Origin of the sequence: Veillonella magna DSM 19857, from assembly GCF_000428745.1 — a bacterium.
In the GTDB taxonomy this organism is placed as follows: domain Bacteria; phylum Bacillota; class Negativicutes; order Veillonellales; family Veillonellaceae; genus Veillonella_A; species Veillonella_A magna.
This window is the reverse complement of the sequence record NZ_AUAN01000008.1, coordinates 63654-89055: the sequence shown is the minus strand read 5'-3', so window position 1 is coordinate 89055 and position 25402 is coordinate 63654. Positions and strand designations below refer to the sequence as shown.

Annotated in this window: 24 protein-coding genes and 1 pseudogene; 1 reads left to right on the top strand and 24 read right to left on the bottom strand. The window is 46.5% G+C overall.

Going from position 1 to position 25402, the window contains the following annotated elements; all coding sequences use genetic code 11:
• Positions 1-184: 184 nt before the first annotated feature.
• From lpxA to G344_RS0103785, 17 genes are all read right to left on the bottom strand, one after another.
• Complete coding sequence (lpxA, locus tag G344_RS0103865) at positions 185-997, bottom strand: acyl-ACP--UDP-N-acetylglucosamine O-acyltransferase (RefSeq protein WP_028255049.1); 813 nt, start codon at positions 995-997, stop codon at positions 185-187.
• A gap of 171 nt (positions 998-1168) precedes the next feature.
• Positions 1169-1609 (bottom strand): 3-hydroxyacyl-ACP dehydratase FabZ, encoded by a 441-nt coding sequence (fabZ, locus tag G344_RS0103860; protein ID WP_028255048.1) that lies wholly within the window; start codon positions 1607-1609, stop codon positions 1169-1171.
• Between the two features lie 4 nt (positions 1610-1613).
• A complete protein-coding gene (lpxC, locus tag G344_RS0103855; RefSeq protein WP_028255047.1) occupies positions 1614-2447 on the bottom strand; it encodes a UDP-3-O-acyl-N-acetylglucosamine deacetylase in 834 nt (277 codons plus the stop codon).
• A 176-nt stretch (positions 2448-2623) separates the two neighbouring features.
• Entirely contained in the window at positions 2624-3526 is a 903-nt protein-coding gene (locus G344_RS0103850) for a lysophospholipid acyltransferase family protein (protein WP_028255046.1), read from the bottom strand.
• Positions 3527-3533: 7 nt separating this feature from the next.
• Complete coding sequence (gene lpxD, locus G344_RS0103845; protein WP_028255045.1) at positions 3534-4565, bottom strand: UDP-3-O-(3-hydroxymyristoyl)glucosamine N-acyltransferase; 1032 nt, start codon at positions 4563-4565, stop codon at positions 3534-3536.
• 31 nt (positions 4566-4596) lie between these two features.
• On the bottom strand, positions 4597-5112 hold the full coding sequence (locus tag G344_RS0103840) for an OmpH/Skp family outer membrane protein (RefSeq protein ID WP_028255044.1): 516 nt from the start codon (positions 5110-5112) through the stop codon (positions 4597-4599).
• A gap of 15 nt (positions 5113-5127) precedes the next feature.
• Complete coding sequence (locus G344_RS0103835) at positions 5128-6099, bottom strand: hypothetical protein (RefSeq protein ID WP_028255043.1); 972 nt, start codon at positions 6097-6099, stop codon at positions 5128-5130.
• A 58-nt stretch (positions 6100-6157) separates the two neighbouring features.
• A complete protein-coding gene (locus tag G344_RS0103830) occupies positions 6158-6676 on the bottom strand; it encodes an OmpH/Skp family outer membrane protein (RefSeq protein ID WP_028255042.1) in 519 nt (172 codons plus the stop codon).
• 23 nt (positions 6677-6699) lie between these two features.
• The gene (locus G344_RS0103825; protein ID WP_028255041.1) at positions 6700-7935 is read right to left on the bottom strand and encodes a TonB-dependent receptor; all 1236 of its coding nucleotides are present in this window, start codon (positions 7933-7935) and stop codon (positions 6700-6702) included.
• A 38-nt stretch (positions 7936-7973) separates the two neighbouring features.
• On the bottom strand, positions 7974-10136 hold the full coding sequence (locus G344_RS0103820; protein WP_028255040.1) for a BamA/OMP85 family outer membrane protein: 2163 nt from the start codon (positions 10134-10136) through the stop codon (positions 7974-7976).
• Positions 10137-10171: 35 nt separating this feature from the next.
• Entirely contained in the window at positions 10172-10735 is a 564-nt protein-coding gene (locus tag G344_RS0103815) for a hypothetical protein (RefSeq protein ID WP_028255039.1), read from the bottom strand.
• 139 nt (positions 10736-10874) lie between these two features.
• Positions 10875-11507, bottom strand: a complete 633-nt coding sequence (locus tag G344_RS0103810; protein ID WP_028255038.1) for a sigma-70 family RNA polymerase sigma factor — start codon at positions 11505-11507, stop codon at positions 10875-10877.
• A 14-nt stretch (positions 11508-11521) separates the two neighbouring features.
• Positions 11522-15805, bottom strand: a complete 4284-nt coding sequence (locus G344_RS0103805) for a translocation/assembly module TamB domain-containing protein (protein ID WP_028255037.1) — start codon at positions 15803-15805, stop codon at positions 11522-11524.
• Between the two features lie 96 nt (positions 15806-15901).
• The gene (locus G344_RS0103800) at positions 15902-17368 is read right to left on the bottom strand and encodes a TolC family protein (protein ID WP_028255036.1); all 1467 of its coding nucleotides are present in this window, start codon (positions 17366-17368) and stop codon (positions 15902-15904) included.
• Positions 17369-17387: 19 nt separating this feature from the next.
• Positions 17388-18722, bottom strand: a complete 1335-nt coding sequence (locus G344_RS0103795) for an MlaD family protein (protein WP_028255035.1) — start codon at positions 18720-18722, stop codon at positions 17388-17390.
• Positions 18719-19480: an ABC transporter ATP-binding protein gene (locus G344_RS0103790; protein ID WP_028255034.1), complete on the bottom strand. Its 762-nt coding sequence runs from the start codon at positions 19478-19480 to the stop codon at positions 18719-18721. The genes G344_RS0103795 and G344_RS0103790 overlap by 4 nt, the downstream gene beginning before the upstream one ends.
• 297 nt (positions 19481-19777) lie before the next feature.
• Complete coding sequence (locus G344_RS0103785) at positions 19778-20539, bottom strand: MlaE family ABC transporter permease (protein WP_028255033.1); 762 nt, start codon at positions 20537-20539, stop codon at positions 19778-19780.
• Positions 20540-20909: 370 nt separating this feature from the next.
• Here G344_RS0103785 and G344_RS10625 point away from each other — a divergent pair, with 370 nt between their 5' ends.
• Entirely contained in the window at positions 20910-21626 is a 717-nt protein-coding gene (locus tag G344_RS10625; protein ID WP_051245734.1) for a TetR/AcrR family transcriptional regulator, read from the top strand.
• A 46-nt stretch (positions 21627-21672) separates the two neighbouring features.
• Here G344_RS10625 and G344_RS0103775 read toward each other — a convergent pair whose 3' ends face one another.
• From G344_RS0103775 to rpsP, 7 genes and pseudogenes are all read right to left on the bottom strand, one after another.
• Entirely contained in the window at positions 21673-22407 is a 735-nt protein-coding gene (locus G344_RS0103775; RefSeq protein WP_028255032.1) for a YebC/PmpR family DNA-binding transcriptional regulator, read from the bottom strand.
• A gap of 10 nt (positions 22408-22417) precedes the next feature.
• Positions 22418-22993, bottom strand: coding sequence for an RNA methyltransferase (locus tag G344_RS0103770; protein ID WP_028255031.1), 576 nt, complete (start codon positions 22991-22993; stop codon positions 22418-22420).
• Positions 22994-23247: 254 nt separating this feature from the next.
• Positions 23248-23946 (bottom strand): annotated as a pseudogene (gene trmD / locus G344_RS10620) (tRNA (guanosine(37)-N1)-methyltransferase TrmD); the annotation flags it as partial.
• 3 nt (positions 23947-23949) lie between these two features.
• Positions 23950-24447: a ribosome maturation factor RimM gene (gene rimM / locus G344_RS0103760; RefSeq protein WP_028255030.1), complete on the bottom strand. Its 498-nt coding sequence runs from the start codon at positions 24445-24447 to the stop codon at positions 23950-23952.
• A 3-nt stretch (positions 24448-24450) separates the two neighbouring features.
• A complete protein-coding gene (locus G344_RS0103755) occupies positions 24451-24858 on the bottom strand; it encodes a YlqD family protein (RefSeq protein WP_028255029.1) in 408 nt (135 codons plus the stop codon).
• 14 nt (positions 24859-24872) lie between these two features.
• Positions 24873-25100, bottom strand: coding sequence for a KH domain-containing protein (locus G344_RS0103750; protein WP_028255028.1), 228 nt, complete (start codon positions 25098-25100; stop codon positions 24873-24875).
• A gap of 21 nt (positions 25101-25121) precedes the next feature.
• A complete protein-coding gene (rpsP, locus tag G344_RS0103745) occupies positions 25122-25385 on the bottom strand; it encodes a 30S ribosomal protein S16 (RefSeq protein ID WP_028255027.1) in 264 nt (87 codons plus the stop codon).
• Between the last annotated feature and the right edge of the window lie 17 nt (positions 25386-25402).

The following is a 25402-nucleotide window of genomic DNA, read 5'->3' as shown; positions in this document are numbered from 1 at the left end:
CTCCCAGTCATGTATCATCTAATTATATGAAAGCGCATTGCTTTCCATACGCAACAAAGCGTTACACTCTATTATATCAAATAATTATCTAATTTTTAATAATATTTCCCCTTGGCTTACCGTTCAACAAAAAAGGGACCACCAATGATTCACGTATTAAATCACTGGCTAAGCCCCTTAATGTTTAATCGCGACGCGTACGCATAATACCGCGATCGGCATTGCGCAAGAAGCGCAATAAATTTTCAATTTCAACCGATGAATTCAGTTGCAGTTCCATTTCTTCAATAGCCCGCGACAAACTGAACCCGGACCGGTAAATAATACGAAATGCTTTTTTCAATTCATGACGAACTTCTTCGGAAATACCGGCACGCGATAGCCCCACCGAATTAAGCCCGATAACACGAGCCGGCTGACCATCGGCAATCAAATACGGCGGAATATCCTGCACAACCTTTGCCATACCGCCGACCATCGCATTGCGACCAATCTTTACAAATTGATGAATACCTGCAATCCCGCCGATGACAACACGATCCTCAACAACAACATGACCGGCCAGACCCGCACAGTTACTCATAATCACATTATTACCAACAATACAATTATGAGCTACGTGAGTACATGCCTGAAACAGGCAGTTGTTACCGATGCGCGTTTCCTCACCTTCGCCGGTAGCTCGACTGATGGTAACAAATTCGCGGATCACCGTTTCGTCTCCGATATTACAAAAGCTCTTTTCACCTTTAAATTTTAAATCCTGTGGCTCCAACCCAACGGAAGCACTCGGATAGATTTCACAGTTCTTACCGATGGTTGTCCACCCGCCGATAACAGCGTTAGCACCAATCTTTGTGCCATCACCGATTACCACATTCTCGCCGATAACCGCACCGGGGCCAACGATAACGCCTTTTCCCAACTTGGCATCAGGATGAATTACGGCACTGCTATGTATATTTGAAGTAGCATTTTCCATGCCAACTACGATCATCTATGTCACTCCTTACTCTGCCGAGACGGCGACTTTTTACTCTTGCTTATAGAGTCGTGTAAAAGCTATAAAAAGTGAACTTCCAATTTAAGCTATTTCCCCGCAAAATAATCAAATTCTCAGTCTATTCATATACTTTTACTGATATTGTACTTTATTTCTACGTATTTCTTATTTATCTTCGTGTTTGACTAAAGCAAACATGTATTCGCCACTGGCTACCAGTTTGTCGCCTACATAAGCGCGGCCTTCTACCTTGCCCATGCGGCCTTTAATCTTAACGATATCCACTTCCATACGTACCGTATCACCCGGTTTAACAGGATGACGAAAACGTACCTTATCAATACCGGTAAACATCGGAGTCATTCCTCTGTTTTCTTCAGGATACAGAAGAGCAATGCCGCCTACCTGTGCAATCGCTTCCGTAAGCAATACACCGGGCATAACCGGATTGCCCGGAAAATGACCTTGGAAAAACAGTTCGTTAAAGGTTGCGTTCTTAATACCTACAGCGCGTTTCATCGGTTCCAATTCAATGATGCGATCCACCAATAACATAGGGTAACGATGCGGCAAAATCTCCATAATATCTTCAACAGTCAGAATCATTGTATTAGTCCTCCTTCATTTCATCCAGTATTTTATGTGCTAACGCCGAATTCAGCGCATGACTAGACTTTACAGCAATAATATGACCAGTGATAGGTCCCAGTAAAAATAAGTCCCCCAAGATATCAAGAATTTTATGGCGCACTAATTCATCATCAAATCGTGGCACGGACAAGCAAGTTTCATCATCATATACCAATACATTATCCGTATTGCCGCCCTTTGCCAATCCCATCGCCTGCAGTTGTTCGATTTCTTTAACAAAACCGATGGTTCGCGCCGATGCAATCTCCGTATCAAATACATCCGGCGTCACCGTAAAATCTGCCTGTTGCGTTCCCAATAAAGGATGCGGATTAATAGACGTAAACGTAACGCGCAATCCATCGTAAGGCATAATGGCAATAAATTTATCACCGTCATATACGGCATGTGACTGTTTCACATGATATAAGGTTCGCTCTGCATCCAATGTTTTGATGCCGGCGTCCTTCATCAGACCTACAAAAACTTCTGCACTGCCATCACCGACCGGTGGTTCCGGTGAATCGAGTTCAACATAACAATTATCTATTTCCAGCCCATAAAAGGCAGCTAACAAATGCTCCACAGTTACTACTTTGGCATCGCCGTTTTCCAGCGTTGTTGCTCGCATAGTATTTGTTACGTTCTCTGCTACTGCTTTTACGCAGGGAGCACCCGGTAAATCCGTTCGCACAAACACTATCCCCGTATTGGCTTCAGCCGGCTTTAATGTCATCGTTACCGGTTGGCCACTGTGAAGGCCGGTCCCCTTATACTGAATCTCCTTGCACAAGGTTTTTTGTTGCAGTATCATCAGGGTCCTCCTTTCTCCGAATTCATATCCATGTGATAATTCGTTCTCTATTATATCTCATATACATAGTCTTGTACAAGAAAAAAATATCGCAGCCCTCAGGGCCTATCTTTTATACCCTAAGAACTGCGATATATTTTTACATGTTAAACGGAAACGCTATCATCCGTTCTCTATCATTTCATTGAATCCGGAGGAACCTCAATGGAGTCCGCATAATACCGGCGCGTCCACTTCCATCGATTGTGAAGCCAGAACCAATCTTCCGGATAGCGACGTATGTAATCTTCAATCCATTCATTTAATTTTGTCAGCGTCACTGCGGTATCTCTTTTTTTATCGTCTGTATGCTCCGCATAAAACGGTGCCGAAACGGTAATAATATGTTTCTTCTTGTATTCGTCGTAATGAATCATCACCGGAATGATCGGCACATCTTTCATACGCCCCATCACAGCCGGACCGACCGGTGTCAATGTTTCATAGCCAAAGAACGGTACTAAGATGCCTTTATCTCCCGGGTCCTGGTCCATGATCAAGCCAATCATACTTCCCTTTTGAAGTTCCCGAACCATTTCACGCACACCCGTTTTATAGGTAACATGCTGATGCATAAGCTCTCTGTATTCATTAATGAAACGATCCGCATCGCCATTTTGCTTCATCGCTACAGAGATCAACGGATACCCTTCGGATGCTAAAATACCACCTAAAAGTTCCCAGTTACCACTGTGAATCGCCATCAACACAGCACCGCGACCGTCTGCCTTTGCATCGTCCAAATATTCGCGGCCCACCATTTCAAACATATCTTTGTATGCGCCGTCTTTGATTTCCGGGTAGCGCAAAACATCGATCATCATGCGACCAAAACGAGTTGTACTCTTCTTGGCAATGCGTTTGGCCTCTGCCGGATCCTCCGTGATTTTACAGAATAATATCTGACCGATAGCCAACCGACGACGCTTCGGCGGCAGCAGCAGCCAAGCAAGCTCGCCAATTATACTGCCGATAGCGTACTGCAAGCTATGCGGCAACATACATATGAATGCACTGAAAAGCTTCATAAACCTATACATATGTCAGTTACTTACCCTCCAATTGCTCCTTTAAGCGTGCCACTTCTTTTTCCAGTTTTTTAACCGTTTTTGCCATATCCGGCAATCTCGATTGATATGCTTCAATCTTAAGCCATTCCTTATGCGGTCTCATCGGGTACCCTGCATACAATCCGTCAGACGGTACATTGCCGATAATACCGGTCTTGCCGGCAAAGGTTACATTATCACCAATCGTGATATGCCCGGTACAGCCGGTTTGCCCCGCAAAAATAACATGATTACCGCACTTCGTGCTGCCTGCAATACCAACTTGGGCAATCAAGAAGCAATCTTCACCGATTTCAACATTGTGGCCTAAGTGCACCAAGTTATCTATCTTCGTACCGCGACGCACCAAGGTAGATCCCATCGTTGCATTATCGATACATGAGCAAGATCCTACTTCCACATCGTCTTCCAAAATTACATTGCCTACCTGCGGAATATGTGTATGGACACCATTCTCCGTAGCAAAGCCGAAGCCTTCACCACCGATAACCGCTTTTGCACGCAGTACTACACGTTTACCGATGACGCAGTTTTCGTGTACGATAGCCCCTGCATAAATGACCGTATCATCTCCGATGCGCGTGTTGTGACCGATATACACATACGGATGCAATACCACATTATCGCCAATAATCGCATTATCATAGACTACACAATAAGGCCCGATGCTTACATTTTCGCCAATGGTAACATTTTTGCCGATAATAGCCGTTTCGTGAATCCCCTTTGGAAAAACTACCGGCGGGTGAAACATCTCCAAAATCTGTGCAAAAGCTACCTTGGCATTTTCCACCACGATAAGCGGCATCGGAGCACCTTCAACAGGCGCCTCTACTATAACAGCCCCGGACTTTGCCTGTGGTACAAATTCACAATACTCTCCAATGGCGAAAGAAATCGCCTGCGGCGCGCCTTGATCCAGGCTGCGCGTCTCTTCAATCACCTTAGATCCATCACCGATGACGGATCCGTGAACCGCCTTTGCCAGTTCTTCTACCGTGTATTTCACCCTGAAAGTCTCCCTTCGATTCTACTGCTTATTATTTCTGCGCATTATCTGCATTACCACTTTGCCCATTGCTATCTGCTTGTTTCTGAGCATCGCCGTCTGCCTTCTGTCCATCGTCAGTCTTTACTTTACCCATTTTTTCCAACAATTCATTGGTCAAGTCAGTGCCACCGCTCATAATTACACCCTTTTCCATGACTGCGGTCATGCCTTTTTCTTTTGCTAAGGCATTTAAATTACTATCCACAAACGTACGGAACTCCTTACCCATAGCCTGCTGGTAAATATCAAATTCCTGTTTAGCCTTCATCTGTGTCTGGGCAAATTCTTCTGCCGACTGAGACTGCTGTGCCTGTGCCAAGCGCTGTGAAATTTCTTCATACTTCGCTTTGATTTTAGCTTCCGTATCATGACCTTTCTGACTTTGTGTCATCAATGTCTGCATATCTACATAGCCGATTTGTTCCTGTGCTCCGCATCCGGCTACCAATCCTAAAGAAAGTACCATCATAGCTGTAGCTAACATTCGTTTCGTTCGTTGTGTCATTCTGTCTTACTCCTTTTATTCATAGGATGCAATAATCGCATCCGTAATATCTACGCCTTTAATATTGCTAACCTCATTTGTGACTACCAGTGTTAATCCACGTGACTCGGCTACTACCGCCGCCCGAGTTCTGATATCTTCCAGAATCGCCTCATGCATCGCATCTACAGCTTCCTTTTGTCTATCCAAACGAGTTTGCCATTCTGTATTCCAAGCCACCGGATCGGGCAATGCATTCTGCTGCATATAGGCATCGGCTTTTTCTTGAATCATAGATTGACGACGCTTTGCCAACTCTTCATGCAGTGACTTTGCGTACGCTTCCAATTCTTGTTGCCCTTCATCATGAAGTGGCTTGAGGGCCGCATTCACTCGCGCCTCCAACTCGTTAATCGCTGCGTTAGGTGCTATCTTTCGCTCCGCCAACAATCGATCGAGCTCCGCCTGTTTGGCGGCAATCGCCGCATCTTGCGCCGCTGCTTGCTCCTCATTCACCGTCGGCGCTTTTGTTAATGTTGTCAATTCCAGCTGCAAATTAACAATCCGCAAATCAACTTCATTGGGCGCTACCTTCATTTCCTTTTGGTACGCTTCCAAAAGCTCACGTCGTTTGTGTGCCAGCTTCATATTAAGCGCTTCCTGTTTGGCCGCAATTTTTGCTGCCAATTCAGTATTCAAAGAGTCGGTCAGCGCTTGATCGCTTCCAATATTTCGCAATACCAACGCTTGCTCCTGTGCTTTATCGGTCAGCCCCTGCTGTTGCGCTTTGTATTCCGCTTCGATTTTACTGTATTCATTTTTTAACGCTTCATACTGCGCATAAGAAGGATGCAGCGGGACCACCTTATCCAGCTTAACTACACCGACAACCACCGGCTTTGCATCATTTACTTGCTTTTTTCCTAAAAAGCCGTAAATAGCCATGGCCGCCACTAAAGCCAATACCACTACCAGTCCCAACAGCAACCATCGTTGTTTTAAGTTCATACTATCTCCTACCCGGCCGTAGGCCTGTTACTCACGATTGCTGTATGTGGTCAGTCTATTATTTCGCATCACTCTTGTCGGTAGTATCGGATGCATTACCGGAGCTGCTTTCTAGTTTTTTCTGCACCTGTTCCGTAATATCTACACCACCATACAATACGCTGTTCTTATCCATAACCACGGTAAGGCCCTTAGCATCGCCTACCGATTTAGCCGCATCGGACACCTTAGCCTGAATACCTTTTTGCAATTCCATCATTTTATTCTGCATTTTGCCCTGATATTCAGATGCTAATTTTGCTTTTTGCTGATCATCCATATTGGCCGATTCTTTTTGGAATTGCGTATTTAGTTCTTGCTTATATGCATCCATCTGTTTGGTAGCTTCTGCGACTACCGGAGAATTGCCGTTCAACAGACGCGACGTATCCACAACACCAATATTGCTGGTATCAGCTGCCATTGAAGGTGTAGCCATTTGCGTATATGCCAGGGCACCAACGCCAAGCACGAAAATCAAGGCTACCAAAAAGGAAACAATTTTTACATTTTTCTTGTTGTTAATTAAACGCATCATAGGAAAACTACCTTCTTTCTTTGTTATATACGGCCGATAACACGAAGCCAATTATCATGCTCTGCCCATACGTATTCAAGCGTTAAATAGCTGTGCACATCATAGGACACGCCCAGCTCATTGCGATTCGGCTTAAAATCGTGTTGCAGACGCGCGTTCCAACGTCCGCCCAGCGCTTGATCCAAACGCAAACGGCCCGCACTATCACTTATATTATACTGATACGTAAGAGCTGTGTCCTCAGTTATAGCATATTTATATGAAGGGAAGATGTCCCAACTATAATCCTCCGGATAAAAGTCGGCCTCCACATACCAACTGCCTTTGCCTTGTCGCACACCGGCATATAGGCGAAGCCCTACATTTTTCTCACTTCTGCCCGCATCGAGATAGGCTTCACCGCGAGCAATATACCGCGATGAGTCGGCAGTGATTACTACCGTTACATCCTCGCCAGCCTGCACCTTTGGCGCCATGGAAATACCGAACTTTGTCACTGCCCGACTACGATTTAATTTCATCTGCAGCTCTTCGTTTATATCCGGTACATGACGGGCAACAAATGCTACCGGCATACCTACCATCGCTTCCGCATATTGATCAAATTCACGCTTAGTAGACCAAAACACCGCCGCCGGCAATGTATTTGACACAACTTCAGCATGACCTTTCCGCACGGCCGCCCCTTGCGGAATCACATATATCGTTACCTGCGTCTCTACACCGGGATGTACTACCGTTTGCACGGCAAATTCCGGTAATCGACCGGCTAATTCATCACGTATTGTCTGCTGCGCCACTGTCGATGCCCAGTCCAGCGAATCCAACGGCAAGCCGAGTAATAATTGCTCAGCCCGCGCATCAATACCATCCATATCACGCTTCACCAGCTGCCTCGCTTCCGATGAAAGCGTACCATATTCGACGGTCGTTGTAACCGACGTAACCGTATTTCCATACGGAGCAAGACTCAAATGTAACTCTGTTGTCGACCCGGGTGCCACGGTCAGCTGCCGCACATTATATCCGTACAATATGCGATCCACAATGTCTGTTGTAATTTGCCGGTATGACTCTGACTGAGACGTAATCACATGGCTATCTTTCCCCACATAAATATGTTCGGCCGCCGCTTGAATTCCTGCTTGCATACGCTTCATGACCCCGGAGGGTATACTGCCTCCCGCCGGTTCTATAGTAACATGAACGCGATGTATAGTTTCGGCCATCGTGTACGTGGGTATGGCGGCTATACACATAGCCGCCACTCCTATACATAATGCCTTTATTTTCATACTTAGAATTGTCCACCAAAGCTAAAATGGAATTTTTTATCATCCTTACCGATACCATAGTCGAGACGAATCGGTCCGATAGGTGTAGTTACGCGAATACCGGCACCCACCGAAGCATTAAACGATTTATCATCATCATACCAGGTTACATGCGGTGCATCCCAAGCATCACCCACATCGGTGAATACTACGCCGGATACTTTATTCCAAATCGGGAAGCGGTATTCCAAGCTAGCGCTGTACATCTTCTTGCCGCGGAACTGATCATCTTCATATCCACGAAGGCTATCAGCACCACCTAATGTGTACAGCATGCTATACGGCACATCCCCTTGCGCCCAACCTACGCGAGCGCGGAATGCCAATACCTGTTTGCTGCCCACTTTTTTGTAGCTACGATATTCACCGGTAAATTTGTAGAAGTCAAAGTCACCGCCAAGACCGTGACCTGCCCACTGAATAGTGGAGGAGATTCGTCTACCACGCGTCGGATCGTATACATTATCGCGGGAGTCGTAGGTCTTCTGCCATGCGATACTGTTGGTACGACCGAAGTTGTTATCAATGTAATTATCCTTTACAAAATCTCTTGGGTTATCGCCGCTATCTCCACCTACCTGCCAATGACCTTCACCCTTCGAATAGTTAAATCCGCTCATCTCACCATCTTCAGAAATCCATTCATCTTTGCGGGTTTCCATAGTTACATAATCACGGGTATACTCACCGGTTTGGCGACCTAAGGAAACATTAAACCCTTTCTGTCCCTTTACATATTCCGACACATCATTACCATGGGCATCATAATCTGTGTAAGAGTCTTCGCGGTCAAAAATACTTACGCCCAACGAAGTGGCTTTATCATCAATCCACGGACGCAAATACGATACGGAATAGTTTTTATACTTCGCCGTACCACCGATTTCCCAGTGTACCTTAATCTTATCACCGGTACCGCGCAGATTATCTTCACCGAGTTCGACGATACCAATCAGACCATCGGAATCGGAATAACCGGCACCCAAAGTAATCGTCCCCGTCTTATGTTCTAGCACATCGACTTCAATAACAACACTATCCGGCGTTTTACCTTCCAAAAGGCGTACGTTAACATCATCGAAGAAGCCTAAGTTGTATACTTTTTCTACCGAACGACGTACGAGGAATTTATTAAACGGCTGACCTTTCTTCTGATTCATTTCACGAAGAATTACATAATCCTTCGTCTTTTTATTACCGTGAACCGTAATGTCGTCAACAATACCTTCCGTAATATACACCGTCAACGTACCATCTTCAGCAACAGCAATATCCTTTACCCGTGCCAACATATAGCCATCGCGCTGGTAAGCCGCGTTAATCCCTTGAATGCGTTCACCGACGGCTACCGTATTCAATACGGTTCCGGGCTGTACATGAAGATAGTCCACCAAAGATTCCGTGGAGTACACCGTGTTACCTTCAAAATTAATCTTCTTAATTACCGGGTTCACCGTTACCTTATAAGCAACCTTCACGCCTTCCGGCACCTTCGTAAACACCGGATTTACTTCGGAAAATACGCCGGTACCACCGATAGCCGCAATATCCGCTTTAACGCCGTCTGCCGTCAAAGTGTCACCGATTTTTGTCACCAATACCTGGCTATATTGTTCCTGCGCTTCTGCCGGAATGCCTTCGATAGCAATACCCGATACGGTCTGTCCTACGAATGGGGCAATGTCACTGTCCTGTACTGCCGAATAGTATCTGGCTTCCGGTGTAGCAATTTCCGTTTGTACACCGGCTGCCTGCTGTTCTTCCAATTTGGCGCCTTCGCCCTTAGCTACCGTCAATACGGCCTTATCTTTAGTTGCCAAGGAGGAGTTATCCAATCGTTTTTGGGTAGCTGCTTTCTCATCGGCCTTAGCCGCTTCTTCTATACCGCCGCGTGCACGCGCAATCGCTTCTGCCGCTTGTGCATCACGTTCGGCCGCCGCTTTTTCCTTCGGCGTCATTTCTTTTGTCTGCTGGGCCTGCGCTTCGCTAACCGCTGTATTTTGCGTGGTCAAATCCGGCACTGCATTCGTTTGCGTTTGTGCATCGGCAGCCCATACGCTCGTACTGCCCATGGCCGTCAATACAGCGACCGCTAAAAATTTCTTGTAGGCTCTGCTTCGTTTCATTCTCCATCCTCCCAAACTAAATGTCGTTTTATTGGTTATTTACCGCGCAAGCTTCGTTCACCTTCGCGGATAGCTTGCTTAATTTGTGCCGTACTCACGGTCTGAGCACGTTCCGTCCTCTGCGGCAATGAATCATTCACTACAACCGGTTGCACCGGTTCGGCTACCACATCATTGCGCGCTGTTTTTTCCTGAACCGCTTGTTCTACGGAAGAGTGTACTGCTTTCTCATCGGTTGCAGTACCCTTGTCTTCAACCTCCTTTTGTATCGGTTTCTCCACAACAACCGGCGACCTTTGTTCAGTCACTGTCGATGCTGTCGGCGGTTTAGATTCCGCCGCTGTCTCCGATTCAACGAATCGTATCGTCCAGGTGCCTCCTATGATGAGTAAGCACACACCGACTGCTATGCTCCATTTCGATAAACGCATGTACGGTGATCGTTTCTTCTCACTTAAATGCTGCAACTCTGCTTTAGCCAACATCAGCTGCAATTCACCCTTCATGGAAGAATCATCCGCATATGACCGTTCAGCCTTATCAAGCCACGACTTAGCCGTGTGAATTCGTTTTTCAATAGGTCTTTCAGTACTCTTCATAGGTGCCTCCCTTCATGCTTATACAATCGTAGGAAGCTCTCCTTTTTTGAACAACGAATTTAGTATTAAATCTTTATCATTATAGCATATGATACACATTACATTAAGTATTTCTTTTAATTTCACCTATTTTCGCCGATTATTCACGCCATGCTTTTCGTGTGCGAGATAATATACCGCGCAATCGTTTTATTCCTTGCCGATGAAGGCGGTAAATATAACTATGACTGGTCTCCATATCTCCGGCAACCTCTCCTACGGCTCTGTCCGCTATGTAAATTTCTTCCATGACACGACGTTCTTGCGCGGGAAGCTTGGCCAGCGCTTCCGTAACAAGGCCTTGGTAGGCGCGCTCCTCAACGGTTGCTTCCGTAGAAGGTCCCTCATCGGGAAGGCGTTCCCACCAATATTCCTCTTCATCCGGCGACCCGCCGAGTACAACACCGGAACGACCTTCTTTGCGAAGAAAATCCACAATGCGCCCTCGTATGCGGTGCACCGCATAGAGCGAAAACGCAACACCCTTCGTCACATCATACCGCTCTATGGCCTCCATCAAACCTACCGTACCTTCCTGTACACAGTCCATTACATCCGCCACCATATGACGATACTCCATGGCCTCGCGAAATACCAATGGTTGGTAATGTTCGATGATACTCATCCGCGCCTCTTCATCGCCCTCTTCATGATACCGCCGCCAAAGCTCATGCTCCTCTTCCGGAGTCAGTAATTTTATTTTTTCCAGTTCTCTCATATAGTCACTGAGCACATTACCATCCTCCGTTAGAATTCATATCGCCATGCTCCGCCAAAATAGGAGTGCGAATTACTATTATGCCAGCCGTTCAAGCTAAAGCTACGATTAATATCGTATCGTATACCATACGATGTCAAATCGTTATTAATGCCGCGACTAACCGTTACCATTACATTAGGCAATAAATACTTGCCGATTTCTATATTGTAATATCCGTTTGTTTCCTTATTCGTCGGCTCGTTAGGATCTAATGAACCGGTAGTGATATTAACTAAATCCAATCCCAAGGTATTGCGCACGGCGCCTTCCACATAGCCCAGCGCCACCGATCGAAGACCGGCTGCAAGCAATGCATTGGCATCATCGGAATTAATACTACTGTTGTTGCCGCCGCTGTAACCAAATGTTAAGAGAGAAATAATTTGTCGTTCTTCCAGGCGCGGTTCCGATGCTAATTTCAACTTCATTTCCGTAGCCGGACCTTCTACCTGTAACAGAATACGGTAGTTCTGTACATTGGCGAATGCCTTCACCTGTAAATTCGGCAAGAAGCTACCCGGAATAAATGTTGCTTTGCCTTCCATGATATTAAATCGATTATTCAAATATTTCACGGTGCCGTTGATAACTTCAAAGCTGCCATCAATATCCGGTGACGCCGTCGTTCCACCGATATGAGCACCACCGCCGATGCGCAAATCGTAGAGCCCCGACGAATAGAGCTGTACCTGTTTACCCACATTGATGGTGACATCCAAACCAAATGGATTGCCGCCTTCACTGGAAGTTAAATCCAACGGAATGGCCATGGTCGTATTTTCTAAATCTACATGCCCCATAACGGTAGGCATACCATTAGCTTCGGTAATGCCGATTTCACCATTCAAAGGTCCTTTGAAATAACCGTACTCTACGTCCAGACCATTAAACTGTGCCAAGCCATAGTAGTGATTAATCGAAGTCCCTTGCCAAGCCAATTCACCGGATAACCCCATAAATCCTTTACCCATGGTGGCCGATCCCGTAAGCTCCGCTGCATGACCGTTAAATCGCAGAACGGCATTAATCGCTTCCAACGGTTTCTTCACACCTTTGATGCGCACCAAGCCATCCTTCACACCGATCGAACCTTTTACTTCCGGCTGTTCATAGCTACCGGTTATAGCCAGCTTTCCTTTGATAGGGCCTACCCCTTCACTGATGGCGGAGCTCATCATCGGTAAAACCGCTAAATCCGCTTCGCTCATATCCAAGGTAAGATTCATGGCATTACTGTCACCCGGCGGTAAATAGCCGGATGTATAAAAGGCAGCCAGCGGTACATCCCCGCTTAACCGAACCTTATATTCGCCGCGCTGTCCTACCAACTGCTGAATATGAATTGTCTTATTTTCCATCGTCGCCAATGCATACGTCCGATCTACGGTTACCCCGTTAATGACAGCATTGGTTACATCCGTCGACAATTCCACTTTAGGATTTCGCGTTTCACCGGTTACGTTAGCAATGAAATTTAAATTACCTTGCAAAGGAATAGCTTGGCCCGTCACCGGTGTTACCGCTTCGATTGGCACATTGCTTGCGGCAATTTGTATATCTGCCTCGCCGTCAAGATTGGCTTTGCCCTGTGCTGCCAACACGCCGTTGAGCACCGGAATGCGAAGCGTATTAATGGCTACCTGACGATCTTGCAATGATAGATCCAAATCCGCTGTTCCCAGCACCGTATCCGCTACGGTAATATCCTTGACCGATCCTTTGACGGTAATATCCGGATTCTTAATCGTACCGCCAAAATCTACGCGGCCATGCAAGAATCCCGTCGTCTTATGTAGGGGCGCCTTCATCAGCTTGGCTAAATCGGCAATGTTACTGTTTTCTACCGTTGCATAGCCAAAGAGACGATGCTCGCCGGTAAGTGACATGCCGCCTTTAACCATAAAGTGACCGCCATCACCGGCATCCAACGATACCTCGTTAAAATTCACTACCGTCGGATCCGCATAAATAGCGCCATGCACATTCGTCACCGGCGTGCCGTTAATAGCCACCTGTTCGGCACCTATATTTCCTTGAAATACCGGATGCTGCAGCGTACCGCCGATATGACCTTCTGCCGTCATGTATCCACGTACATCAGCATACTCTTTTAACCACGGTTCCAGCCAAATGGTTTCGCCGAGGAAATTAAAATCCAAGGCATTGCCCTTTACCGTGCCTTCACCGGTAATGGTAGCACCGTAAGCAGATGCATTAAAGCGATGAATGCGCACGCCTTGCGGGCCGTAACCGTAAGCAAATTTTATATCCGTAAAGAGCTTTCCGTATATCGATCCGTCCCAAGCATGAACATAGCCGCGCACCACAGGCGAAGCCATTGTCCCCGTTATGTGGGTTTTCGCCGTCACCCATCCCGTAACAGGTACATCCGTTACTGCCTTGGCTACTTTTTCGATGCGTGTCTTTTTCGTTTCCACGATCATGTCCATTGCTTTGTCACCGGTTAAATCAACGTAGCCATTACCTACGTAAGCACCGCCGTCCGAAGTTTGTAGCGCTATAGGCGATACTGTTACTCGCTGATTTTCCAAATCGAATACTGCATAGGCACTGCTAAAGTCCATGCCGGCCGCGGAAATATCATGCACGGCCATATGCCCGTGCGCCGTAGGATTATCCATCGTGCCGGTAATGTCCGCATATACGCCAACGCGCCCTTTCAGAGGCTTACCCACATAGCCGGACAAGGCGGCTAATGGCAATTCTGATCCATTAGCGTGAATAGTAAGCTCCCTACCGTTAATTGTACCGTAAGCAGTCAGTGCCCCTTCACCTAAGGTAGCATTGGCATAGGTAATGATGTAATTCCCTTGCCCGCCTGATAGCTGCACATCGGCCGTATCAAATTGCAATTCTCCCGTTCCGACGTGTTCGCCGTGCAAGGTAGCCTTCATAGCGGTAATATCCGTATGTTGCCCTTTCGCATACACGCCGCCTGACACAGTGCCATACACCGGTTGTCCGATTATATCACCGAGTATACCTATCGGCAATGCCACTGCATTGGCGCGCACTTCAAAACTTGTATCCGTCGTATCATATAACGCCTGTCCGGTAATATGCCCATCATTGATATCCGCATCAAATTCTTCGGCCTTAACTAAGCCATCCTTATACGAAACATCTGCACCGGCTTCGGTAATCGTATATCCATCGTAACCGATATTTCGTCCTGTTATGCGCCCGTATATGTCAGGTGCTTCCGTTGTTCCTCGCACATATACCTCGCCGCCGACACGACCGGTGACACCTATATCGGCCAAGGCTGCCACATCAAGCTCATGTCCTTGTACACGCAAATTAAAATGAGGCGTATTACCCTCCAGCGTAATGACCCCGTTGGCAAACAACTGCTGATCATTAACGGCCATCCTACCGTTGGCAATCGTGACGGTATTGCCATCAAGCATAATCCGCGCATTACCATTGCGTAGTCGATAGCTATCGTAATCAATAGCCACATCCTTAATGGTAAGCCCACCGCTGTAGCGATACACACCGTCTTCACGACGTACGGTAGCTGCTATATCGGTGGCCTTCCCGTCTGTAAGCTTGCCTTGTAAGGAAGCGGGCAACACATCATTTACATAAGAAAGCGCAATGCTCGGTGCATCGATGTACAACGAGAAGTCAGCCGCTTCATTTGCTGTGTAGGAGCCTCGTAAATTTACTTTTTGTCCATCCGCAACAGCACTGATCCCGGCCTTCATTGTCGGATACTCACCAAAATCGACGGCACCATTAATCTCTTTAATAGGAAGCTCGCGACCATTGGCCAGCCGTAAATCCACTTCACTGTTTTTAACCGTCACCGTTCCTCTGTAATCCATAGAAGAGCTTTCCTTGTCCGAGCGAATTAACGACAAGATGTTCCATTCCGTTTCACTTTCTTGAACGATGCGCAGCTTAGCATCAGCTACCGTAACATCACTGATAAGCGATGCGGCCGGTGCTCCGGTCCAAAGCATAGAAACGGCCTTCCAAGGTGATACGGACACAGTGATTGACGGTACCTGCACAATCGACTGTTGCTTCCTGTCCTTTACTTCAACACCGGTAAGCTTCACCGTACCATTCCATTGGATAGCCAACGAATCATATGTCGCCGTACCATTAATAGCTGTATTTAATTGTTCTTCTATCATCGGCTTTAAATACGTTTCACCTACCGGCCTCAGTAGCTGACCGCCTCCGATAGTCAGTGCGGCGGCTGCCAACAGGGCCAAGCTGATTCGTTTTTTCTTGCTCATCCGCTAACCTCACTTACTATAAAAAAAGGTCTCCTCCTCTGGAGTCTATGCTCTTGACGGGAGGAGACCGCTAGTGAATTCGCTTATTATCTCATACTACTTAGTCTCATTTGTTACCATGTTAGCCAACTCTTGTGGCGCATTACTGTTTGCTACGATAGCAGCACCACCACCGATAGGCGTATCTACCGGTACACCCATCGCCTGTTCCAAGGTTGCTACTGCAATATTATAATTGTACAATGCATCGACGTAATTATTGCGCGCCGTGCTAAGCTTCGTTTCTGCATCGAGTACATCAAGGTTGATGCCCACGCCGGCACGATAACGAAGGGTAGCAATACGGAAGTTTTCCTGACCTTGTTCAACAGCTACGCGCGTACTGTTAATGGTCTGTTCCGCTGCCTTCATATCAAGGTAGGCCTGATGAACCTGTAAAGCGACAGCATCAATCTGTTCTAAATTAGCCTCCTTGGCCGCTTCCAGATTTGCTTTCTGTACTTTGATACTTTCGTTCGTAGCACCGCCGTCCCAGATACTCCATGTCACACCGGCACCGATTGTCCAGCTGTTGCTATCACCGGTACCACTCCAGCTATCGCCGCCCCAAGATTTCGATAAGGACCCATCTACCGACGGCAAATGACCGGCCCTAGCCTTGTTTACATTTTCTTCTGCCTGTTTAACAGCCATAGCGGCTTCTACCAATTCTGCACGATGCAGCATCGCATAGGCACGAGCCTGTTCCAATGTCACATTGTACGGCGCATACCCCAGTTCTCTGTCGGCCGTTTCCACCTTGGTAGCTACCGGCAAGCCAATGTATTTATTCAATGTCGATTCCGCAATATCAGCGGCATTTTTTGCACTTACCAAGTTCGTCTGCGCTTCTGCCAAGGACGTCTTCGATGCCAATACGTCAGACTTAGCTACAATGCCTACCGCATACTGCTGATTAACATTCGTTAAATGTGCATCATAATCACGCACCGACTGCTGTGCAATATCTACCTTATTACGATTCATAATTAATCCGTAATAGTCCTTAGCTGCCTGCAATTTAGATGTTTGATATTGTGCTTCCAAGGCAGCACCTTTACCTTCACGGGTATAGCGAGCCGCTTCCACTGCCGCATCACGTGCTGCGCTGTAGATAGGAACCGTTACAGCAAATTGATTGCCAAAGGATTTACTAGCACCATTTTGTAACGCATTTTGCCCATTTACACTCGATCTTTTAGCATTATACTCATACCCAACACTCGGGTTCTTAGCCGCGGCCGCCTGACTCACACCGGCCTTAGCCGCTTCATAGGTCCACTGTGCCGATTTTACACTGTGGTTATTCTGCAATGCCAAATCAATGGTGCGCGGCAAGTTAAGCGATACCTGTGTGGGAATCGCTGCATCATCGGCTATTTTAGCAGCCACTGTCTGCTGCGCCGTTGCTAATGCCTTGGCCTGATAGGATGCCAATGTACTGTCCTTTGCCTGATCGGCCGCAAATACGCCGGTAGTTGCCAGAGAAAGCACCACTGCCATGGAAAGTGCTTTTGTATTCATAGATTATTACCTCCATTATCTAAAACACACGCTTTATGCCAAAATAGTTTCCTCCGTTTTCGGCGCTATACGGTCGAACAAACTGAGCAACTGCATAGGTATCATCAAAAAGTTCAAATTCGCCACGAATCCGATACCTTTGATCGTTCGGATCCATAGCTGCTAAAGAAATCATAAACGGTGAGCCGTAGCCATAATCAACGCCAATGCCTACATCGCCATCGAAAAGGCAACCGCGCAACAACCACTTATCCATCAAAAACTTACCATAGGTAAGTTCTAAATTACCACCGTCACCAATATGCGTGCCGCCTAAGCTAACTGCCGATTGACCGGCACGGAGACGAAATTCAAAGTTGGGGCTGTATCGATCGGTTTGATTATTGTAGAGCATTTCCAGACCCGTCTGCGCCTGGAGTCCGAACTTTTTTCCCGAAGACGAGCCTCCGGATTTAGACTCCCCCGTGGCGGTATCCACCACATCGCCGCCGGTGAGCCGATTCAACTTCGTCGATAGCTGAGCCGTATTATGTAAGGTGGCTTTAATATCTGCCGCGCTTTGCGGATCCGTTACAACACCTTCCATCGAACCGGCCATATGCTGAATGCTTTCCGTCGTTTGTTTTAAATTCGTCAAGATGGCCCGCATATCATTACCGGCCTGTCCGTCACTGTTAAACTGCTTCATGGACGAATCGAATTGGTTCGTAATGGATGCCATATCATTGGTAATTTTAACCATATTCGCCGCCATTTCATTGACATTGCCGCGATTATCCGACAGCATCGCATTCATTTGTCCCGTGAGGGCTGCCGTATTATTGGCAATCACCTCGGTGGTGCGAAGCATATTGCGCAATGATGTTTGCGTCTGTTTATCACCGATTACGGCATTGATGGAGGCCAACGTTTTATTGGCTTCCTTCATCAACTCCGATGCTTGCTGCATGGTCTTGTCAATGGCGCTGTCACCTTCACCGGTCACCGTCGCGCCGTCCTTAAGATAGGTTTGCGATTTCCCCGGTGTTACCTGTATGTACTTATCGCCTAAAATTCCGTCATTGGCTAAGGAAAACTGTGAGTCCTCCGGAATCTTGGTATCTTCTTTTATCTCCATCGCTACCGTAACACCTGTATCCGTTACGGTCATGTCCTTGATGCGCCCGATGGACACACCGGAATACTTAACTTGATTGCCCGGCTTGAGTCCGTTTACCGACTTAAACTCACCGGTAATATGCATTTGCGGCGGCTGGAACAATTCGATACGTCCCAAAAAAATGATGCACATAGCAAACAAGACGATACCGATAACTGTAAACAGCCCCACCTTAGCTTCTGTTGTCCACTTCATTTCACAAATCCCCCTACATCTTCTTCCGTTACCATATCAAGACCATGGATGAATTGCTGTACCAACGGATTCTTCGACTGTTTAAATTCTTCCGTCGGTGCCACCTCCACGAAATGGCCCTGATGAAGAAGAGCTACTCGATCGGCTACATAAAACGCCGACTCCATATCATGGGTAACTACAATAGAGGTGCAATGCAAGTGAGCCTGCATACTGCGTATTAAACGACTAATCGTGCCGGATGTAATCGGATCCAGCCCCGATGTGGGTTCATCGTACAAAACGATGGTAGGATTTTGTGCAATAGCCCTTGCCAAGCTAATTCGCTTTTTCATCCCGCCGGACAGCTCATTAGGCATGTATGCCTCTGTGCCCGGTAAACCGACTAAAGCTAATTTTTCTTTTACAGCTGCCTGTATATCCGCTTCGGAGGCATCTGTATGTTGTCGTAAACCAAATGCTACATTTTCGCCGACTGACATCGAGTCGAACAAAGCGGAGTACTGGAATACCATCCCCATCTTTTGTCGTACCCGATTAAACTCGTCCTCCGTCAAGGTAGTAATATCCACATCATCCACCCAAATATGTCCCGCATTAGGTCGCTGCAATCCGATAATTAGCTTCAAGATGGTACTTTTCCCGGCACCGCTTCCGCCAAGCACTGCCAATGTTTCGCCGTCATTAATGGTTAGATTAACCTTGTCCAGTATGACGCGCTCATCATAGGCAACCACCACATCTTCCAATCGTATCATTCGTTGCTCCACCCTCGCATATGTTACACGCTTACATCATTACGGCTAACACCGTTGATGTTCATTACCAAATTCACTCTTCTATCTCATTATTAACCCGTCATTCCAAGTCCATAGCAGTCATTACCCGAGGTAGGAACCTCGTTAGGCACTACCAAACTACATACATAAAAGCCTATATAAGCAGCTCATGTAAAAGCGTACATAAAATGCTTACATGAAAGCTTAGTACATAAAATTCTTACATGAAAGTTTAGCTAGAATACGTATATAAAAGCGTATGTAAACGCTTATATATTAATACAATAATAAGGATAAGAAATAATTTAATACAAACACTAATATAATGCTGGTCACTACCGAGCTTGTTGTCGCATTGCCGACAGCGGCAGCTCCCATCTTGGTATACATCCCTTTATAAGAACCTACCAAAGCAATTACCGCACCGAACACGCTGGCTTTAATAAGGCCATAGGTGAGGTCACTCATAACCGCAAAGATTTGAATAGAGTCGGTATACGTCATACCGGCCAGTCCCTTCACCATGGTAGCTACGAAATAGCCGCCGCCGATGCCAATGATAACACCGTAAAACGCCAAGATAGGAACCATGATCATACATGCAATAACGCGGGGAACTACCAGATAACCGATAGGATTCACCGCCATAACTTTTAACGCATCAATCTGTTCCGTGACGCGCATCGTTCCCAGCTCCGCCGTAATGGCTGCACCGACGCGTCCGGCCAAGACAACGCCGACCAAGACAGGTCCCAGTTCACGTCCCATAGCAATGGCCATGATACCACCGACGGTACCTTGCGCACCATACCGAATCAATATGTCCGTAATTTGCAACGTCATTACCGCACCGGCAAATAACAACGTCAACCCAATGATAGGCAGGGAGTCTACACCAAGATGAGCCATTTGTCTGATGACGTGCCACCAATTCACGTGACGCAACTGACGAAATGTTTGCCCAATCAAAATGACCGCTTCGCCACATTGTTCCAAACTATGAATAACAAAGCGACCGATACTCTCTAACAAATTCACGCCCCCTTCCTATAATTGCTACGTTTGATTTTACCACAAAACTACACCCCTTGTCACCAGTACCACAAGTAATTCACTGGCCTTACCGGCCCTTCTTACGCTACCCCTATACCGGTTAATTTTATTATTCGCTTCTATTGTACACCATCTTAACTGAATACTTAATGAAATTTTTTATAAATACTAAAAATTTACTACGCCCAATACAAAAAGACAAACTCTCTCTTCTATCAGACTACTATAGTATTAGCATTTTTTCATATACAAAATATCATATTGTCTTACATTTTTAGAATTTTGTCCGTACTTTTTAAGTCTACACTATGACATAATGGATAAAGTAGTAGTAGTTTTAAAGGGGAGTCTGTTCATGGATACAGAAAAAGAAGATCGTCGTTTATTACAGTCGGCACTGACCCGCGAAACAATAAAGGATACATTTTTGAAATTACTGTCCACCATGTCTTTTTCTAAGATACGGGTAACCAACATCTGCTCGGAAGCGCACATCACGCGAACCACATTTTATTATCACTATTGTGATATTTTTAAATTGGTCGATGACATTTTACAGGACATCATTAATATACTCAGCAGTAACACCATTCCATTAACGGAGAGTCTTCAAAACTTAGAATCGATTATCGAGAAAAATGACGTCAATCTATTAAGGGATCACATCGAAGTGTTACCACCGTGTCATCGACTCATTCACATCGATAAGTATCACTCGTTGCTCAAGGAGCCATTGCTCTCGCCGTACATCATTGAAGCAATTTATAAATCGCAACGCGATGCCATTACCGAGGTCATCGTCAACAGCAGTGATTTAGACGAAGAGAAGGCGCACATTCTTTTTTGGTACATCGTCAACGGCAGCTTCGCTGTAAATCAAAAATTATGTTGGGCCGATGGTGACGACTATTATAAAATCCAAATGGTATTATTGCGTTTTATCTTAGGTGGCTACAAAGCCTTGTTCTCTCACAATTCTAGTAGCAACAATGTCAGTATCGGAAAATTACTGCACACGTCATCACTCACTGCGTTTGATGCAGCGAAGGATGACTCTTCCCCCAAAAAATAATAATAAAAAAGCGGTGATGCCCATCAGCATCACCGCTTTTTGTATGTTATTCCTCTTCTTCCGGAAGCTCTGCATTGTGATATACATCCTGCACATCATCAAGCTCATCCAAAGCATCCAACAAGCGCTGCATCTTTTCGGCCGCTTCGCCTTCAAGCGACACATTGCTGTCAGGTACCATAGTAATCTTGCTTACTTCCGTTTCAATATTTGCTTCGGCCAATGCACTTTCAACGGCATCGTAATCTTCCGGAGCTGTATAAATGACAAAGGAGTCTTCTTCTGTTTTCAAATCTTCCGCGCCGGCTTCCAATGCCAAGAGAGTCAACTCTTCTTCGTCATGACCTTCCGCATCGATAACGAATACACCTTTGCGCTGGAACATCCAAGCAACACAACCGGTTTCACCCATGTTACCGCCGTTTTTGGAAAATGCGTGACGCACATCCGCTGCCGTACGATTGCGATTATCCGTCAAACATTCAACCGTAAGCGCCGCACCGCCGGGGCCATATCCTTCATAGGTAATTTCTTCATAGCTATCCATATCCGTTGCGCCTACACCTTTGGCGATAGCACGCTGGATATTGTCCTTAGGAATATTATTTTCACGCGCCTTCTGCAATGCTAATTTAAGACGCATATTACCTACCGGGTCACCACCGCCCATACGAGCTGCTACCGTAATTTCACGGCTGATTTTCGTCGTAATCTTTGCTTTCAGCGCATCGGTTTTGCCCTTTTTGTGCTTAATGTTTGCCCATTTTGAATGTCCGGACATACGTTACCTCCTACTTCTTAGCCCACCAAGCCTCGCCGCGCAACCGATCCAAAATAATGGATACCGCACTGCGTACCGACAAATGATTGTATTCGCCGGGACCGTAAATAGGCTCTAAAATATAATCAAACTCCTGCATGGTTTCTTTCGTCATACCATAACCGGTACCAAATAATACTAACACAGGGCGGTCGCCTTTTTCAAGCGTTTCCCGCATCCATGCATAACTTACCGTATTCTCATAGGTCCGTGCGTCGGTAGTCACGATAAGTGGCTTTACCCCTTCTGCTGTTTCCACCTGTTCCACGGCACTGCGAATGGACGATACTAATTCCACCCCGGCAAAGGCATCCTTTCGATCCGGATTATAGGTGCTGCCAAATCCCGTCTGCCAATGAGACATAATCGTCTTAGCCAATTCGCGCTGCGCCGGAATATTGTGAACTACAAAATATTTTTTTACTTCATAGGTTGTCGCCGCACGGGCAATGTCATGTATATCATAATTTGTAATGGCCGTAGTGATAACCTCATAGTGCTTGTTATAAATAGGATAATGCACTAACCCAATATATAAATTTGCCATATCCTTACCCCTGTTTCTGTCAAAAACAAGTTGAGGCTACATGGATAACCATGCTCCACACAGCCTCAACCTTTTTTTATGCCTTCCTCATCACTGCCATCCGCAGGCGACAACATCAGGCGTACTGCCTCTTCGCCGAGCTGCAGCCTCTCTGCCGTTTTCGCATTCTCGCGCAATAGCCGAACCAAGCGTTCCGCTTTTTCCTTATCGCCAAGAACCGCTTGTAACGCTGCCAGCTCCTCCATCGACATAGCACGGGCCAACAAATCCGGTCGACAGGCAATGGTTCGCTTCACTGCTTCTTGCAAACGCCAATCGGCAATATGTTTATGATGACCGCTGCGAAGTACCTCCGGTACCTCCCAGTCTCGATACACCTGTGGTTTCGTATACTGCGGCCCTTCTAAAATCGGACGATAGAACGAATCTTCCACCGCTCCGGAAGCCGCGCCCAACACACCGGGTATCATACGCGCCACCGCATCGGCTACTACCATAGCCGGCAATTCGCCGCCGGTCAACACATAATCACCGATGGAAATCGTTTCATCCACCAAGTGCTCTTCTACGCGATAATCCACGCCTTCGTAGTGACCGCATACCAGGATAAGTTGATCATAGGTGGCCAACTCGCGCGCCTTTTCCTGAGTAAACGGTACCCCCGCCGGCCCCAAGAAAATCACGCGACGCCGTACATTTTCTTCCTGCGTCCGTACCTCTTCTTCCTGCGTCACCGACTCGACAGCTTCAAAAATAGGCGGTGCCATCATAAGCATACCGGCACCACCGCCATACATCGTGTCATCTACCTGATTATGCTTATTGTGAGCAAAATCACGAGGATTTGTAACGGACATAGTCAGGCGATTGGCCGCAATAGCCCGCTTGATAATGGAGTGATCAAAAAAAGCGGAGAAAAACTCCGGAAATAATGAGATAATATCTATCTTCATGGCTTATATCCATTCGGGCGGATCGACTATCATCAGCTGCTTTTCCAAATCAATAGAAAGAACAACGTCCTTCAGCGCCGGTAATAATACATCCGGAACCCCTTCCTTGGCCACCACATATACATCGTTGGCACCCGGCTGAAGTACTTCTTTCACTTCGCCGAGGTAGTTCCCGTCCGTATCTTCTACGCGCAGTCCTTCAATCTCGAAAATATAATACCGCCCTTCCGGTAACGGCATTAATTCTTCGCGCGGCACCTTGATTTCCTTGCGTGCCAACAGCTCGGCTGCATTGCGGTCGGGTACTTCCTTAAACGTTGCCAACACAAATTGTTTATGAAAACGAGCAGATGCGATATGGTATTCCTTACCATCTATGTAGCAGGCATCCATCGTTAAAAACCGATCGGGAAAATCGGTTTGGGGCACTATACGAAGATCACCCCGCACACCGTGCGGGGCTACAATAGTGCCTATGGTAATGAATTCTTTCGTCTCCATCACTTACTGACGGAACGCAATAATTTTGCCGTCTTCCAACAAAATTTCAGAGCCCATCAACGCATCAAGATTGTCGCCAACCTTAATGGTCACTGTCTGCTCCATCGTTCCCTGTGCAATTTCGGATCCGATTTCAAGCGCCTGCGCATCCTTCAATTTAGCTGCTACTTCTGCCTTGAAGTTCATGCGCTTTTGCTTTTCTTCTTCAATCTGCTGACGCAACTGGATTAATCCCTGTGCATCAATTTTGGCTTGCTCACTTAACAAGCGTTTTGCTTGGAACTCGATTTGCTGTAAATCTTGTTCAACCATGTCAAGACGCTGCTGAAGATCGGCGATCAGCTTTGCCTTCAGACTTTCCGTTACCTTAGACTTAATCGTCACCGGTACGCGTACTGTCATTTCTTCCATGTTTTCCACACCCTTCAGACAATATCCACGGATATTTTCTTATTTTCTTTAATAGCCGCCGCTTTGGCAACAGAGCGAATTGCCTTAGCAATTCGGCCCTGTTTTCCTATCACTTTGCCCATATCCTCAGGAGCTACATGGATTTCATAGACCTCCACGTTACCCTTGACGGTCATGGTAACAGAAACGGCTTCAGGCTGCTTAACCAATGACTTCGCAATTAATGTAATTAATTCTTTCATCATAGTATGCCTCTCTCCGAATTACTTCTTAGCTTCAGCGAATTTCTGCATTACACCGTGCTGTTTGAAAAGGGAGCGAACCGTGTCAGTCGGCTGTGCACCTTTACCCAACCAAGTCAACGCTTTTTCTTCGTCGATGTTTACGATAGCCGGATTTTTAGTGGCGTCGTACTGACCGATGGTATCAACCGGACGACCTTCACGCGGAGCGCGGGAGTCAGCCACAACGATACGATAGAAAGGAGCTTTTTTAGCACCTAAACGAGTCAAACGAATTTTTAACATTACTATTTCACCTCCTT

Excerpts from the sequence above, each read along its gene's own strand:
- lpxA (WP_028255049.1), bottom strand. The coding sequence starts at position 997 with ATGATCGTAGTTGGCATGGAAAATGCTACTTCAAATATACATAGCAGT.
- fabZ (WP_028255048.1), bottom strand. The coding sequence starts at position 1,609 with ATGATTCTGACTGTTGAAGATATTATGGAGATTTTGCCGCATCGTTAC.
- lpxC (WP_028255047.1), bottom strand. The coding sequence starts at position 2,447 with ATGATACTGCAACAAAAAACCTTGTGCAAGGAGATTCAGTATAAGGGG.
- G344_RS0103850 (WP_028255046.1), bottom strand. The coding sequence starts at position 3,526 with ATGTATAGGTTTATGAAGCTTTTCAGTGCATTCATATGTATGTTGCCG.
- G344_RS0103840 (WP_028255044.1), bottom strand. The coding sequence starts at position 5,112 with ATGACACAACGAACGAAACGAATGTTAGCTACAGCTATGATGGTACTT.
- G344_RS0103835 (WP_028255043.1), bottom strand. The coding sequence starts at position 6,099 with ATGAACTTAAAACAACGATGGTTGCTGTTGGGACTGGTAGTGGTATTG.
- G344_RS0103830 (WP_028255042.1), bottom strand. The coding sequence starts at position 6,676 with ATGATGCGTTTAATTAACAACAAGAAAAATGTAAAAATTGTTTCCTTT.
- G344_RS0103825 (WP_028255041.1), bottom strand. The coding sequence starts at position 7,935 with ATGTGTATAGCCGCCATACCCACGTACACGATGGCCGAAACTATACAT.
- G344_RS0103820 (WP_028255040.1), bottom strand. The coding sequence starts at position 10,136 with ATGAAACGAAGCAGAGCCTACAAGAAATTTTTAGCGGTCGCTGTATTG.
- G344_RS0103815 (WP_028255039.1), bottom strand. The coding sequence starts at position 10,735 with ATGAAGAGTACTGAAAGACCTATTGAAAAACGAATTCACACGGCTAAG.
- G344_RS0103805 (WP_028255037.1), bottom strand. The coding sequence starts at position 15,805 with ATGAGCAAGAAAAAACGAATCAGCTTGGCCCTGTTGGCAGCCGCCGCA.
- G344_RS0103800 (WP_028255036.1), bottom strand. The coding sequence starts at position 17,368 with ATGAATACAAAAGCACTTTCCATGGCAGTGGTGCTTTCTCTGGCAACT.
- G344_RS0103795 (WP_028255035.1), bottom strand. The coding sequence starts at position 18,722 with ATGAAGTGGACAACAGAAGCTAAGGTGGGGCTGTTTACAGTTATCGGT.
- G344_RS0103790 (WP_028255034.1), bottom strand. The coding sequence starts at position 19,480 with ATGATACGATTGGAAGATGTGGTGGTTGCCTATGATGAGCGCGTCATA.
- G344_RS10625 (WP_051245734.1), top strand. The coding sequence starts at position 20,910 with ATGGATACAGAAAAAGAAGATCGTCGTTTATTACAGTCGGCACTGACC.
- G344_RS0103775 (WP_028255032.1), bottom strand. The coding sequence starts at position 22,407 with ATGTCCGGACATTCAAAATGGGCAAACATTAAGCACAAAAAGGGCAAA.
- G344_RS0103770 (WP_028255031.1), bottom strand. The coding sequence starts at position 22,993 with ATGGCAAATTTATATATTGGGTTAGTGCATTATCCTATTTATAACAAG.
- rimM (WP_028255030.1), bottom strand. The coding sequence starts at position 24,447 with ATGGAGACGAAAGAATTCATTACCATAGGCACTATTGTAGCCCCGCAC.
- G344_RS0103755 (WP_028255029.1), bottom strand. The coding sequence starts at position 24,858 with ATGGAAGAAATGACAGTACGCGTACCGGTGACGATTAAGTCTAAGGTA.
- G344_RS0103750 (WP_028255028.1), bottom strand. The coding sequence starts at position 25,100 with ATGAAAGAATTAATTACATTAATTGCGAAGTCATTGGTTAAGCAGCCT.
- rpsP (WP_028255027.1), bottom strand. The coding sequence starts at position 25,385 with ATGTTAAAAATTCGTTTGACTCGTTTAGGTGCTAAAAAAGCTCCTTTC.